The 13,749-nt window shown below is 70.8% G+C and carries 11 protein-coding genes, 1 tRNA gene and 1 pseudogene; 7 read left to right on the plus strand and 6 right to left on the minus strand.

The window, feature by feature from the left end:
- Nucleotides 1-95: 95 nt before the first annotated feature.
- The 3 genes from ACZ45Q_RS08465 to ACZ45Q_RS08475 all read right to left on the minus strand — a co-directional run bounded on the left by ACZ45Q_RS08465 (nt 96) and on the right by ACZ45Q_RS08475 (nt 2,233).
- The gene (locus ACZ45Q_RS08465; protein WP_468256819.1) at nt 96-1,091 is read right to left on the minus strand and encodes an alpha/beta fold hydrolase; all 996 of its coding nucleotides are present in this window, start codon (nt 1,089-1,091) and stop codon (nt 96-98) included.
- A gap of 516 nt (nt 1,092-1,607) precedes the next feature.
- A complete protein-coding gene (locus ACZ45Q_RS08470) occupies nt 1,608-2,075 on the minus strand; it encodes a RidA family protein (RefSeq protein ID WP_468256821.1) in 468 nt (155 codons plus the stop codon).
- Nucleotides 2,072-2,233, minus strand: a complete 162-nt coding sequence (locus tag ACZ45Q_RS08475; protein WP_003975360.1) for a DUF4177 domain-containing protein — start codon at nt 2,231-2,233, stop codon at nt 2,072-2,074. The genes ACZ45Q_RS08470 and ACZ45Q_RS08475 overlap by 4 nt, the downstream gene beginning before the upstream one ends.
- A 72-nt stretch (nt 2,234-2,305) precedes the next feature.
- Here ACZ45Q_RS08475 and bagA point away from each other — a divergent pair, with 72 nt between their 5' ends.
- Nucleotides 2,306-3,283, plus strand: coding sequence for an ATPase BagA (gene bagA / locus ACZ45Q_RS08480; RefSeq protein WP_468256823.1), 978 nt, complete (start codon nt 2,306-2,308; stop codon nt 3,281-3,283).
- A complete protein-coding gene (gene bagB, locus ACZ45Q_RS08485; protein WP_468256826.1) occupies nt 3,280-4,689 on the plus strand; it encodes an ATPase BagB in 1,410 nt (469 codons plus the stop codon). The genes bagA and bagB overlap by 4 nt, the downstream gene beginning before the upstream one ends.
- Nucleotides 4,690-4,865: 176 nt before the next feature.
- Here the strand turns inward: bagB and wblA are convergent, their stop codons facing one another.
- A complete protein-coding gene (wblA, locus tag ACZ45Q_RS08490; RefSeq protein WP_468256828.1) occupies nt 4,866-5,204 on the minus strand; it encodes a transcriptional regulator WblA in 339 nt (112 codons plus the stop codon).
- 460 nt (nt 5,205-5,664) lie between these two features.
- On the opposite strand from wblA, the gene ACZ45Q_RS08495 reads away from it, so the two are divergent.
- Nucleotides 5,665-8,013 carry a transglycosylase domain-containing protein gene (locus ACZ45Q_RS08495; RefSeq protein WP_468256830.1) on the plus strand — a complete coding sequence of 783 codons (2,349 nt, stop codon included), beginning with the start codon at nt 5,665-5,667 and terminating at the stop codon, nt 8,011-8,013.
- 296 nt (nt 8,014-8,309) lie between these two features.
- Here the strand turns inward: ACZ45Q_RS08495 and ACZ45Q_RS08500 are convergent, their stop codons facing one another.
- A complete protein-coding gene (locus tag ACZ45Q_RS08500) occupies nt 8,310-8,774 on the minus strand; it encodes a GatB/YqeY domain-containing protein (RefSeq protein WP_468256832.1) in 465 nt (154 codons plus the stop codon).
- Nucleotides 8,775-9,062: 288 nt separating this feature from the next.
- On the opposite strand from ACZ45Q_RS08500, the gene ACZ45Q_RS08505 reads away from it, so the two are divergent.
- From ACZ45Q_RS08505 to ACZ45Q_RS08520, 4 genes and pseudogenes are all read left to right on the plus strand, one after another.
- Complete coding sequence (locus tag ACZ45Q_RS08505) at nt 9,063-9,989, plus strand: metallophosphoesterase (RefSeq protein WP_468256834.1); 927 nt, start codon at nt 9,063-9,065, stop codon at nt 9,987-9,989.
- Nucleotides 9,990-10,170: 181 nt separating this feature from the next.
- Nucleotides 10,171-10,957 (plus strand): annotated as a pseudogene (locus ACZ45Q_RS08510) (Pr6Pr family membrane protein).
- 33 nt (nt 10,958-10,990) lie between these two features.
- Nucleotides 10,991-11,064: transfer RNA gene (locus ACZ45Q_RS08515), tRNA-Pro, on the plus strand.
- A gap of 225 nt (nt 11,065-11,289) precedes the next feature.
- Nucleotides 11,290-12,936: a PE-PGRS family protein gene (locus ACZ45Q_RS08520; protein WP_468256836.1), complete on the plus strand. Its 1,647-nt coding sequence runs from the start codon at nt 11,290-11,292 to the stop codon at nt 12,934-12,936.
- Here ACZ45Q_RS08520 and ACZ45Q_RS08525 read toward each other — a convergent pair.
- The gene (locus ACZ45Q_RS08525) at nt 12,866-13,708 is read right to left on the minus strand and encodes a PE-PGRS family protein (RefSeq protein WP_468256839.1); all 843 of its coding nucleotides are present in this window, start codon (nt 13,706-13,708) and stop codon (nt 12,866-12,868) included. The two genes, ACZ45Q_RS08520 and ACZ45Q_RS08525, sit on opposite strands and share 71 nt — an antisense overlap.
- Nucleotides 13,709-13,749 lie beyond the last annotated feature (41 nt).

Raw genomic sequence — 13,749 nt, forward strand, 5'->3', positions numbered from 1 at the left:
GAGGTTTGATGCCACAGAGCGTCAGAAGGTTGCCCAATCCCTCCTTACGACCGGTTTCCGGCCATGTGCTCCCCTGGTCCCGGCCAGGCCGGTGACTACGCCGGCAGGGCGGTGAGCCACTCGGTGAGGAGCCGGTTCGTCTCGTCGGGGCGTTCCTGCTGGAGCCAGTGGCCGCAGCCGTCCAGGAGGTGCGAGGCGGTCAGGCCGGGCAGGGTGGCCGGGTAGGCGGCGATGGCGTCGGACAGCCAGGTGGTGGAGGCGTCCAGGGCGCCGCCGAGGAACAGCGACGGCTGGGTGACGGGGGCGCCGTGGTGCTCCGCCAGGTCCTCCCAGTCCCGGTCCATGTTCCGGTAGCGGTTCAGGGCCCCGGTCAGTCCGGTGCGCTCGAACTCCCCCGCGTAGACGTCCAGGTCGCGCTCGCCGAGCCAGAACGGGAGCCGGCCGGCGGGGAACCGGTCGCGCAGCGTGCCGCCCCGGGAGACGAAGTGGGGGTCGGGCGCGCCGGGCGGGGGCATGGTGTCGCCGGACAGGGCGGCGTAGAAACCCGCGAGCCAGCCGCGCACGTCGGGTTCGATCTCCGCTTCGGCCCGGCCGGGCTCCTGGAAGTAGGAGACGTAGAACTCCTGCTCGGCGGCGGGGCCGCCCATCCCCGCGAACACCTCGCTCGGCTTCGGCCCGCCCGGCGGCGTGTACGGCACGCTCAGCATGCCGACCGCGCGGAACACGTCGGGGCGCAGCAGCGCACAGTGGGCGGCGATGGTGGCGCCCCAGTCGTGCCCGACGATCACGGCGGAGCGCTCGCCCAGGGCCTCCACGACGGCGACGTGGTCCGCGACCAGGTCCAGCATCCGGTACGCCGACACCGCCTCAGGCCGGGAGGAGCGCCCGTAGCCGCGCACGTCGACCGCGGCGACGCGGAAGCCGGCGGCGGCCAGCGCCGGCAGCTGGCGGCGCCAGGAGTACCAGGACTCGGGGAAGCCGTGGACGTGGAGGACCAGGGGGCCGGTGCCCTGCTCGACCAGATGGATCCGGCCGGCGGGTGCCGGGACGAGTCGGTGGACGGGGCCGGACGCGGACGTGTGCTGCGGCATGGTTCCTCCCGGTGGCCAGGGTCGGCCGGTGCCCGGAAGGACACGGCCGGGTGCCACCGGAGACGGTCGTCGGCGTACGCGGCCGGACGGTCGTCGGCGTATCCGGTCCGGAAGCGGTCGCCGACGCACCAGGTCGGACGCGTCGCCGAGCGCCTCCGCCGGCGGATGCGGCGCCGTCCGCCCCCGGGGGCTCCGCTCATGATCCTGCGGCGCGCGGGGCCGCTCGGGGGAGGCTTGTTGCCGGTTCGGCAAAAAGGAGGGAGGGGGGCCGGGCCGGGGACCTCCCCCTGCGGACGCGCTCACGCACGCACGCGTGGGTGGAGCCGACACGGCACGGGAGAGCTGTCCCCGAACGCCGCCGCGCGCGTGGGTCGAGCGAGGGCACGCGCGCGCGTGGGTCGAGCGAAGGCACGCGCGCGTGCGTGGGTGGAGCGGAGGCACGCGCGCGTGCGTGGCGGAAGGTGTGCGGGCGGGCGGGTGCGCTCAGGCCGCCTGTGGCCTCGGGGCGGCGCCGCCTCAGGCCTGGGTGAGCTCCACCTGGACCTCGACCTCGACCGGCGCGTCCAGCGGCAGCACGGCGACGCCGACCGCGCTGCGGGCGTGCACGCCCTTGTCGCCGAGCACCTCGCCCAGCAGCTCGCTGGCGCCGTTGAGCACACCGGGCTGGCCGGTGAAGTCGGAGGCGGACGCGACGAAGCCGACGACCTTCACCACGCGTGCGACGCGGTCCAGGTCACCGGCGACGGACTTCACCGCGGCCAGGGCGTTCAGCGCGCAGGTGCGGGCCAGCTCCTTGGCCTCCTCCGCCGTGACCTCGGCACCCACCTTGCCGGTGACCTCCAGCTTGCCGTTCACCATGGGCAGCTGGCCGGCGGTGTAGACGTACGGCCCGCTCTGCACGGCCGGCTGGTACGCGGCCAGCGGCGGGACGACCTCCGGGAGGGTCAGACCGAGTTCGGCCAGCTTGGCCTCGACGGCGCTCACGCCTGCTTCTCCCGCTTCAGGTAGGCCACGAGCTGCTCGGGGTTGTTCGGCCCGGGAACGACCTGGACGAGCTCCCAGCCGTCCTCGCCCCAGGTGTCCAGAATCTGCTTCGTGGCGTGGACGAGCAGCGGCACGGTTGCGTATTCCCACTTGGTCATGCGGCCGACTGTATCCGCTGTTGTCCACAGCCTCCCGCGTAGCCCGGGCCCGGACTGGTTACGCTCGAAGACGTGAGCAGGCTCCAGGTCGTCAGCGGCAAGGGCGGAACCGGTAAGACGACGGTGGCCGCCGCCCTCGCGCTGGCCCTGGCCACCGAGGGGAAGCGGACGCTTCTCGTCGAGGTCGAGGGCCGGCAGGGCATCGCGCAGCTCTTCGAGACAGAGGCGCTGCCCTATGAGGAGCGGAAGATCGCCGTCGCTCCCGGTGGCGGGGAGGTGTACGCCCTCGCCATCGACGCCGAACGCGCCCTTCTGGACTACCTCCAGATGTTCTACAAGCTCGGCAGCGCCGGCCGGGCCCTGAAGAAGCTCGGCGCCATCGACTTCGCGACCACCATCGCCCCGGGGGTCAGGGACGTCCTGCTGACCGGCAAGGCGTGTGAGGCGGTGCGCAGAAAGCAGCCGAGCGGGCGGTTCGTCTACGACTACGTCGTCATGGACGCGCCCCCGACCGGGCGCATCACCCGCTTCCTCAACGTCAACGACGAGGTGGCCGGGCTCGCCAAGATCGGCCCGATACACAATCAGGCGCAGGCGGTGATGCGGGTGCTCAAGTCCCGCGAGACGGCCGTGCACCTGGTGACGCTGCTGGAGGAGATGCCCGTCCAGGAGACGGTGGACGGCATCGCCGAGCTGCGCTCCGCCCGGCTGCCGGTGGGGCGGGTCATCGTGAACATGGTCCGGCCCCAGGTGCTGGACGCCGCCGAGCTGGAACTCGTACGGCGGTTGCCGCGTTCCTCCCTCGCCCGGTCGCTGTCGGCCGCGGGGCTGGGCGGGGCGCGCCGGGGCGGGCACGCCGAGCGGCTGGTGGACCCGCTGCTGGCCCAGGCCGAGGAGTACGCGGAGCGGCACGCGCTGGAGCAGGAGCAGCGCACCGTCCTCGGCGGCCTCGACCTGCCGCTGCACGAACTGCCGCTGCTCGCCGAGGGCATGGACCTGGCGGGACTGTACGAACTGGCCACCGAGCTGCGGAAGCAGGGGATCGCATGACTCCGGACCCGGCCCACGCGCACGAGAGCGCCCGGCACCTGTCCCCCGCGCGGGCGCTCGCCGTCGATCCGCTGCTCGAGGATCCGGGGACCCGCATCGTCGTGTGCTGCGGCGCCGGCGGGGTCGGCAAGACGACGACCGCGGCGGCGCTGGGCCTGCGCGCGGCGGAGCGGGGCCGCAAGGTGGTCGTCCTCACCATCGACCCGGCCCGGCGGCTCGCCCAGTCCATGGGCATCGACTCGCTCGACAACACGCCGCGCCGGGTGAAGGGCATCGACGACTCCGCGGGCGGCGAGCTGCACGCGATGATGCTCGACATGAAGCGCACCTTCGACGAGATCGTCGAGGCGCACGCGGACCCCGAGCGGGCCGCCGCCATCCTGGGCAACCCCTTCTACCAGTCGCTCTCCGCGGGCTTCGCCGGCACGCAGGAGTACATGGCGATGGAGAAGCTGGGCCAGCTGCGGTCGAAGGACGAGTGGGACCTGATCGTCGTCGACACGCCCCCGTCCCGTTCGGCGCTGGACTTCCTGGACGCGCCCAAGCGCCTGGGGTCCTTCCTGGACGGCAAGCTGATCCGCGTCCTGCTGGCGCCCGCGAAGGTCGGCGGCCGGGCGGGCATGAAGTTCCTGAACGTCGGGATGTCCATGATGACGGGCGTCCTGGGGAAGGTGCTCGGCGGGCAGTTCCTGAAGGACGTGCAGACGTTCGTGGCCGCCATGGACTCGATGTTCGGCGGGTTCCGCACCCGCGCGGACGCCACGTACAAGCTGCTCCAGGCGCCGGGGACGGCGTTCCTGGTGGTCGCGGCCCCGGAGCGGGACGCGCTGCGCGAGGCCGCGTACTTCGTGGAGCGGCTGGCGGAGGAGCGCATGCCGCTGGCCGGCCTGGTGCTGAACCGGGTGCACGGCAGCGGCGCCGACCGGCTGTCGGCCGAACGCGCACTCGCCGCCGCGGAGAGCCTGGCCGGGGAGAGCCTGGCCGCGGAGAACAACGACGGCTCCGGGGAGAACGCCGACGGTGCCGGCGAGGAGAAACCGGGGGATCCGGCCGCGGAAAATCTTGAAGATCCCCGCATTGTGGATCAGAACGGCGGGAAAGCTGGACTTCGTAACTCTCCCGAACCGTACGGCAGTTCAGACTCTCCCGATTCCGACGCACCGGCCGGCACGGCGGAGCCGCCCGTCGACCGGCTGACCGCGGGCCTGCTGCGGCTGCACGCGGACCGGATGCACCTGCTCTCCCGCGAGCAGCGCACGCGGGACCGCTTCACCGCACTCCACCCCGAGGTCGCGGTGACCGAGGTGGCCGCCCTGCCCGGCGACGTGCACGACCTCGCGGGGCTGCGGGACATCGGTGACCGCCTCGCCACGGGCAGACCGGAACTGCCCGACACACGCGCGTGACGGGTCCCACCGGACGCGCCAGGACGCACGACACGTGGCCTACGGCCGACACGTGGCCTACGGCGACGTAGCGCGGCCGGCCTCCGGCGACGTAGCGCGGCCCGGAGGGCGCGGGGGCCGGCCCGCGTCGGCGGTGACCGCCGCTGTGAGCGGTGCCGTGCCGACGTCGGCCGGTGTCAGCCCACGGCCGCGTAGTTCTCGTAGACCTCGTCGTCGTTGAGGGGTACGACCCCCGTCCCGCGCTCGTACTCCGTGCGCGCCGTCTCCAGCAGCCGGCGCCAGGAGGTCACGGTCGGCCGCCTGCGCAGCAGTGCGCGGCGCTCCCGCTCCGTCATTCCTCCCCACACGCCGAACTCGACGCGGTTGTCCAGCGCGTCGGCCAGGCACTCGGTCCGCACCGGACATCCGGTGCACACCGCCTTGGCCCTGTTCTGCGCTGCTCCCTGAACGAACAGTTCGTCCGGATCGGTAGTGCGGCAGGCGGCCTGCGCACTCCAGTCGGTTACCCAGCCCATACCGGCGCCGTCCTCTCCCGAATCGAGGCTCCCCCACGGCGGCAGCGGCATATTCACCGCCGCCAGTTGAGGACGTTACGGAAGGTGGGCACAGCGCAACACCCCCTTCGGGCCCAATCTTGGATGGCCCGAACGGACTATGGGTAAGCGGCAGATCACCCGCGGGAGTGAGCTGACGACATGCGCGACGAACCCGACATTCGGGTCTTTTTTATTGCGTCACAACGGACACCGAATGACACACGAGGCGGATTCGGACGCGCATTACCCACGCTCCGACGCGCGCCCCCGCACACCAACACGCCCCGCCCGCGACCGGCATGAAAAAAATCTGAGCAGATCCGGAACGATTCGACGCCACCGGACGTATTGATACGTGGCCTCACCGCTGTGACAGTTGAGAGCAGCTTAGGCCAAGGCATATACGCGTGTCCGGCGAATGAGAACGTAGGCTGCCCTCATGGCAAAGAAGCGCTCGGGCGGTGGTCTGTCACCCACGCAGCAGGCCGCCAAGTTCCTCGGTGTCAGCGTGCTCGCGGGAGCCGTCCTGGCCGGCATCGCGCTGCCCGCCGTGGGCGCGCTGGGCCTGGCGGCGAAGGGCTCGGTCGAAAGCTTCGACGAGCTTCCGGCCAATCTGAAGACGCCGCCGCTCAGCCAGCGCACCACGATCCTCGACACCGAGGGCGACCTGATCGCCACGGTCTACTCGCGCGACCGCACGGTGGTCTCCCTCAAGGACATCTCGCCGTACATGCAGAAGGCGATCGTCGCGATCGAGGACTCGCGCTTCTACCAGCACGGCGCGGTCGACCTGAAGGGCGTGCTGCGCGCCCTGAACAAGAACGCGCGCAGCGGCGAGGTCTCCGAGGGCGCGTCCACGCTCACGCAGCAGTACGTGAAGAACGTCTTCGTCGAGGAGGCCGGTGACGACCCGACCAAGGTCGCCCAGGCCACCCAGCAGACCATCGGCCGCAAGATCCGCGAACTGAAGTACGCGATCCAGGTCGAGGAGGAGCTGGGCAAGAAGAAGATCCTCGAGAACTACCTGAACATCACGTTCTTCGGCCAGCAGGCCTACGGTGTCGAGGCCGCCGCCCAACGCTACTTCTCCAAGCACGCCAAGGACCTCGAACTCCAGGAGGCCGCCCTCCTGGCCGGCATCGTCCAGTCGCCGAGCCGGTACGACCCGGTCAACGACGAGGCGGAGGCCAAGAAGCGGCGCAACGTGGTGCTCCAGCGCATGGCCGAGGTCGGCGACATCTCCCAGGCGGAGGCCGACAAGGCCAAGAAGACCCCGCTCGGCCTGGACGTGAGCCGCCCCAAGAACGGCTGCATCACGGCGGTCAAGGGCGCCAGCTTCTTCTGCAAGTACGTGGAGAAGGTCTTCCTCAGCGACCCGGTCTTCGGCAAGACCCGCAAGGAGCGGGCGAAGATCTGGAACCAGGGCGGCCTGACCATCCGTACGACGCTGGACCCGCAGGCGCAGGAGTCGGTGCAGCAGTCGCTCAAGGACCACGTCAACAAGTCGGACTCGGTCGCCGCGGCCTCCACCCTGGTGGAGCCCGGCACCGGCAGGATCGTCGCGATGGGCCAGTCGAAGCCGTTCGGCTACGGCAAGAACGAGACCGAGTACAACTACTCGGTCGACGCGGCCTACGGCGGCTCCAACTTCGGCTTCCCGACCGGTTCGACGTTCAAGCCGTTCGTCGCGGCGGCGGCGCTGGAGAAGGGCGTACCGCCGACGAAGGAGTACTCGTCGCCGTACGAGATGGAGTACCCGAGTCCGGTCCAGACCTGCGACGGCAAGCCGTGGGTCAACACGCGCGGCGAGACCGTGGAGAACGAGAACGAGTCGGAGGTCGGCCCGTACCGCATGAAGGAGGCGATGGCCAAGTCGGTCAACACCTACTTCGTGCAGATGATCTCCGAGGTGGGGCTGTGCCCCGTGGTCGACGTCCTGGACCGGCTGCACGTCCGGCAGGGCAACGGCGACAAGCTCCCGCAGACCCCCGCCATCTCGCTGGGCTCGGTCGGCCTGTCCCCGCTGACGATGGCGAGCGCGTACGCCGCCTTCGCCTCCCGCGGTATGTACTGCACGCCGATCGCCATCGAGTCGATCACCCAGAAGGTCGGCAGCGAGCGGAAGTCGCTGGAGGTGCCCAAGTCGACCTGCTCGCGGGCCGTGTCCGAGCAGACCGCGGACAGCATCAACACGCTGCTGCGCGGTGTGGTCGACTCCGGTACGGGTCGGCAGGCCGGTCTGACCGACCGCGAGAGCGCCGGTAAGACGGGTACGACGGACGAGCGCAAGAACGCCTGGTTCGTCGGGTACACGCCGAACATGTCGGGCGCGGTCTGGGTCGGCAGCGCCACCCAGAAGGTCGAGATGAAGAACATCAGGATCGGCGGCCGGTACCACGACCTGGTCTTCGGCGGTGCGGTCCCGGGCCCGATCTGGAAGGACGCCATGACCGGCGCCCTGGCCGGCAAGGACTCCCCGTCCTTCAACCTCATCGACATCCCCGACGGGGACGGCGACGGTGACAGGGGCGACCGCGACGACGGCAGCAACGGCGACGACGGAGACAACGGCGACCGCGGGGACGGCGACGGCTTCATCGGCGGTCTGTTCGGCGGCGGCGACGGCAACGGGGGCAACGGCAACGGCGGAAACGGCAACGGCGGGCCGGGCAATGGCAACGGCGGACCGGGCAATGGCAACGGCGGCCCCGAGCCCGACCCGAGCTTCTCCGTCCCGGAGGGCTTCATCCAGGGGCAGGGGGACGGGGGTCCTGGGGGATGGCGTTGAGTTGAGTGGTTGAGCGGCTCAGCGACTGAGTGGTTGAGCGACTCAGCGACTGAGCGGTTGAGCGGCGGCTGAGGCGGGGTGAGTGCAGCGCCCGCCGCCCCGCCGCCCCGCCGCCGAAAGCAGAGGAACGGCCCCTTCACTTCGTAGGAAGTGAAGGGGCCGTTCCTCATGCGCCGGGTGTACCGGCGGCACCGGGCCCATGAGGTGCACTGGGGGCACCGGGAGCATGAGGTGCACCGGGAGCACCGGGAGCACCGGAGGCTTTGGGGGCCGACCCGGCGGTTCCCGGTGCCGGATCAGCCGGCCAGCAGCTTCTTCACCGCCGCGGCGACCCGGCCGCCCTCCGCCTGCCCGGCCACCTTCGGGTTCACGATCTTCATCACGGCGCCCATGGCCCGCGGGCCCTCGGCACCGGCCGCCCTGGCCTCCTCGACGGCCTGCGCGACGATCGCGTTCAGCTCCTCGTCGGACAGCTGCTTGGGCAGGTACGCGGCGAGCACCTCGCCCTCCGCCTTCTCCCGCTCGGCCTGCTCGGGACGACCGCCCTGTGCGAAGGCGTCGGCGGCCTCGCGGCGCTTCTTCGCCTCGCGGGTGATCACCTTCAGGACCTCGTCGTCGGAGAGCTCGCGCTTCTCCTTCCCCGAGACCTCCTCCTTGGTGATCGCTGCGAGCGTCAGCCGGAGCGTCGAGGAGCGGAGCTCGTCGCGCTCCTTGATCGCGGCGTTGAGGTCATCCTGCAGCTTCGACTTGAGCGTGGTCATGCAGTGATTGTCGCAGGTGCGCGGAGGGTACCGCCCGCCGATTTACCGGGCGGGGCGGATACCGCCGCCGCGCTCGCGCGGACGCCGCGCGAGCCGATGCCGTGGACCGGGCACTCAGTCTCTGCTCAGCGCACCCGGCACGCGCTCGGCACGACCCCAGCACGCGATCTGCGCACGCGCTCGGCGCGCGCTCCGCCCGGCACGCGCTCCACCCGGCCGGCCCTCGCCCGGCGCGCGCTCAGCATGCCGCCGATCCCCTGTCAGACGATCGTCTGACACGATGGAGATATGCGCGCGCGATACCGAGTGCCCCTGTCCATCGCGGCGGCTGGCGCCGCCGGTCTGGTCTACGCCGCGGGCTTCGAGGCCCGGTCCTTCCGCCTCCGACGGGTGACGGTCCCCGTCCTGCCGTCGGGCATGCGACCGCTGCGCGTGTTGCAGGTCTCCGACATCCACATGGTCGGCGGGCAGCGCAAGAAGCAGCGCTGGCTGCGCTCCCTGGCCGGTCTGCGCCCGGACTTCGTGATCAACACCGGCGACAACCTCTCCGACCCGGAGGGCGTCCCGGAGGTGCTGGACGCCCTGGGCCCGCTGATGGAGTTCCCCGGCGCGTACGTCTTCGGGTCGAACGACTACTACGGCCCCCGGCTGCGCAACCCCGCCCGGTACCTGATCGAGAAGGCCCAGGGCCGCCACGGCCTGAACGGCAACGCGCCCGCCGTGGGCGCGGTCCACAACCCCTGGGAGGACCTGCGCGACGGCTTCGACGCCGCGGGCTGGCTCAACCTGACCAACACGCGGGGCACCCTCAAGATCGAGGGCCTGTCGATCGAGCTGACCGGCCTGGACGACCCGCACATCAAGCGGGACCGGTACGCGGCGGTGTCCGGCGGACCGTCGTCGGCGGCCGACTTCTCGATGGGCGTGGTCCACGCGCCGTACCTGCGCGTACTCGACGCGTACACGGCGGACGCGTACCCCCTGGTCCTGGCCGGCCACACCCACGGCGGCCAGCTCTGCATCCCCTTCTACGGCGCCCTGGTCACCAACTGCGACCTGGACACGGACCGGGTCAAGGGCCTGTCGACGCACACGGCCGAGGGCCGCACGGCGTACCTCCACGTCTCGGCGGGCTGCGGAACCAACCGCTATACGCCGGTACGTTTCGCCTGCCCGCCGGAGGCGACGCTGCTGACGCTGGTGGGGCGGGAGTAGACGCGTCGGGGCGCAGGTCCCCTCGACCTCGCGCCCCGCCTCCTCGTAGGCCTCCTCCCCTTCCATCCCCCAAGCCCCAGCCGCAGCCCCAGCCGCAGCCGCATCCGCAGCCCTCAGTGCGGTGTCCCCCACACGGCCCACCCACATCGCCCCATTCGCCCCATATATCTAGCTTGAGGGCATGACCGCCCCGATACCCAGGGACATCCCGGACCTCCCCGCGGTCCCGGGTCCCCCCACGCTGCTGCCCTCCCCGGTCCCGGCCACGGCCGTGATACCGCCGGTCCGCCGTCCGGTGGCGGCCGTGTACCGCCTGCTGGTGGCCACGCTCGCCGTCGCGGGCGTGACGCTGGCCTTCCTCCTCGGCAGCCCGACCCGAGTGGCGAGCTACTTCACGATCCAGGCCGGCGTCCTGCTCGCCCTGGTCCTCCTCGCCTCGGCCCGCCGGGCCTGGAGCGCACGCCACCCCGTGCCGGGCGGACTGGCGGGAGCGGCCCTGCTGTACATGATCGTCGCGGCGCTGGTGCACCATCTGCTGCTGGCCAACCCGGCGAGCCCGTACTTCACGACCGACGGGGTGGCCGCGACCGGTGGCTGGCACTCGGTCGCCGGCCACCTCCTCCACACGGTGGTCCCGATCGCCGCCGTCCTGGACTGGCTGCTCCTGACCCCGCCGGCCCGCCTCCACCTGCGCCAGGCAGCGGCATGGCTCCTCTTCCCCCTGGCCTACCTGACCTTCTCCCTCGTCCGCGGCGAGCTGCTCCTCCCCAACAGCACGGGCCGCTACCTCTACCCCTTCCTCGACGTCGACCAGCACGGCTACCGCGGCGTCCTCGCCAACGCCCTCCTCCTGGGCCTGTCCGTCTACGCCCTGGCGGTCCTGCTGGTGGCGCTGGACCACGCCCGCCCGAACCCCCTGCGCCGCCGCTGGTAAAACCGGATTTCGTCTCCGGCCGACGGTGGGCTAAAGTAAACGACGTCGCCGCGACAGCGACGACACTCGGGGTGTGGCGCAGCTTGGCAGCGCGCTTCGTTCGGGACGAAGAGGTCGTGGGTTCAAATCCCGCCACCCCGACAGAGAAGCACCAGGTCAGGCCCGGTACTGAGAGATCAGCACCGGGCCTGATTTGCTTTGTGGCCCCGTTTTGGGAGCCGTTTGGGAGCCAACTTCCAGAAACCGGCTCCCGGTGGCTCCCAGCGAGCGGCCGTCCGCCGTCCAGCCCGCTCTTTGCCGCTCACGCTGAGACAGGGTCATCCCTACGGTTGTGCGACGCCGATCACAGGCGGTACGACGATCGCCATGCACCGATGGTCTCCGTTAAACGACCGGCAGCTCGCACTCCTCACCCGCATCGGGGACGGAGCCGACCCCGTCACGTCGGACAGCCCAGAGTTCGCCCTCACCGCCCGCGCACTCAAGGAGCGGCGCCTGATCACCATGCCCAAGCAGGATGGGAAGTGGCAGGCGGAGATCACTGACGCGGGGCGCTTCTACCTGGAACACGGCCATCACCCGGACCGGCCGGAACCGGCGCCGCGCAAGCAGCGGTCGGCGGGTTCCGAGCAACGGACACGGCCTGCCCCTCCTCCGCAGAAGCAAGACACAGCTCCGTCCACAACGAAGCCGGCGCCGCAACGCACCGCCAAGCCCCCGCAGGCGTCGCCGGCGGAAATCGGAGCCGCCTTGGTCGCGGAGGTACAGCAGGCTGGGCGGTTCCTTCGGATCCCGAACCCCAGCGACCAGGAGCGAGCCCGCTACCGCAGGGCCTTCGACGCAGCCCGGCAGTGTGCGCCCGAGGGGTACCACCTGAAGTACAGCGGCCGGGCGAAGGGGGACTTCTTCCTCGGTCTCCTCAGGGTGTCGGGTGAGGACGACACCGAGTGGAACCGGATCCGGCTGGCGCGCAGCCGGGTGATCAGCGATGTCGAGGACGTGATCGCCGCTGTCACTGCGGACCACAGCGCCTTCGAGATTTCGGAGGAGGTCCTGCCGCGAGTCCTCTCGCTTCTCCGGCTCCTCGCCGAGCAGGCACTCGCCCGCCACGGCGAGATCACGGTGTCCAAGAAGCGCAAGCAGCCCAGGCCCCTGCTCACCGTTCACGGCAGGACGTATGAGGTCGGCTTCCGCGAACGGCAGAAGCAGGTCCGGTACGTGCCCAAGCAGCCGGGCCGACGTACGTACGACTGGCAGCGGGTGACGCCGGCACACAGGTTCGAGCCATCCGGCGAGCTGGAACTGCTGATCAGTGAGCACTCGGGCTACGGCTACGGCCACAGCTATGGCTGGAAGAAGGAATGGGCCGACACTGCCAAGAAGCCGTTGGAGGAGCAGGTCGGTTCGGTGTTCCGGGCGCTGAAGGCGCGCGCGGAGGAGCAGGAGCGGGCTCGGCTGGAACGGGAGGCGGAGCAGCGGCGCCTGCGAGAGGAGCGGGAGCGGCAGGAGGCGGAGCGTCGGCGTCTGGAGGCGGAGCGGGAGGAGCGCGAGAGGCGGGAGTGGGAGTCCGCCGTCAGTGCCGCCTCGATCAAGGCGGTGCACGCCCTACGGGCGGAGCACTTCGGCGCAGCACTTGAACAGTGGAAGGTGGCTGGAGAGATCCGGGTGTTCTGCGTCGCTCTGGACGAAGCTGCCGCAACGTCGGACAACGCCGTCGAAGCCGAGAGGCTGCGAGAGTGGTCGGCTTGGGGGAAGGCGGAGGCCGACCGGCTGGACCCCACCATGAACGGCAAGGGCCTGGCCGCTATCGACTTCCACGCGGAACCGACCGGAGATCAGCTACGGCCTTTTCTCGGCGGCTGGAACCCGCACCGGCCGGAGAGGGAGCAGCCTGCGGCACGGCCCGAGCCGCCGAAGCCGACCCCGGAGCCGTGGCGCGGCTCTATCGACGCACGTCAGGATCAAGGCTGGCGATATGGACGCCAAGGTCGCGCTCAATGGTGGAGGCGATGACGCCGTGCCCACGGTCGCGTAGGGCCTTGACCGCCTTCTCCACCAGCTGGCCGAGCCGGATAACCTCTTCGCGCAGTGCGACCAGCTCGTCGTAGCGCTCAGCCTTGTCCTCGCCGCACCACACCCGGACGGTCCGCAGGACGGCCGCCTCCGCATCCAACTTGCGGTCGTCCCGACGGCGGTACGAGTACCAGGAGGGCTGTGCGCGCTCCTGCTCGATGTCCTGCTGCTTGCGGTCCACCTCCGGGAGGATCTCGTCGGCGAGGCGGCCCGCTACCTGACGGGCGACGCGTTCGGTGACCGGCCAGCCGGCCAGGCACATGCCGGCGCGGTCCTCGTGCACCATCGGGTCACTGCGGAGCGCGGTGGCGTCCATGCCGATGAGCGGCGCCGTCTCGTCGAGTCGGCTCAGTTCCAGAACTCCCGCGTCCGCCACCCCTCGGCGGAGGCGCAGCCTGTTCTTCGGCCGGTCGAAACCGAGGATCAAGCGCGCGGCCTCGAACTCCGTGCTGCCTCGTACGTGGCATGACGCCTCGGCCAGTCTGAGCTCTGCCTCGTCATCCGCGCGGAACGCGTCGACGTCTGACCACGGTGCTACGAGGCAGCCGGGGCTGACCCATTCCTGCAGGCCGGCATCATCCCCTTCCAAGAACCGGACATGGACCCAGCCAGACCTGCCACGACCGCCCACCCGCACGACCTCCACCCACCTGACAGGGCTGCCCAGCTCCTTCGGCCTCGCGCGGTATGCCCAGTGCTCGCCAGTCTCCATGTACCTATTGAGCCAGGTCCGTTGGCCCCGCTACTGGGCAA

It is taken from the genome of Streptomyces sp. NPDC031049 (assembly GCF_055571015.1).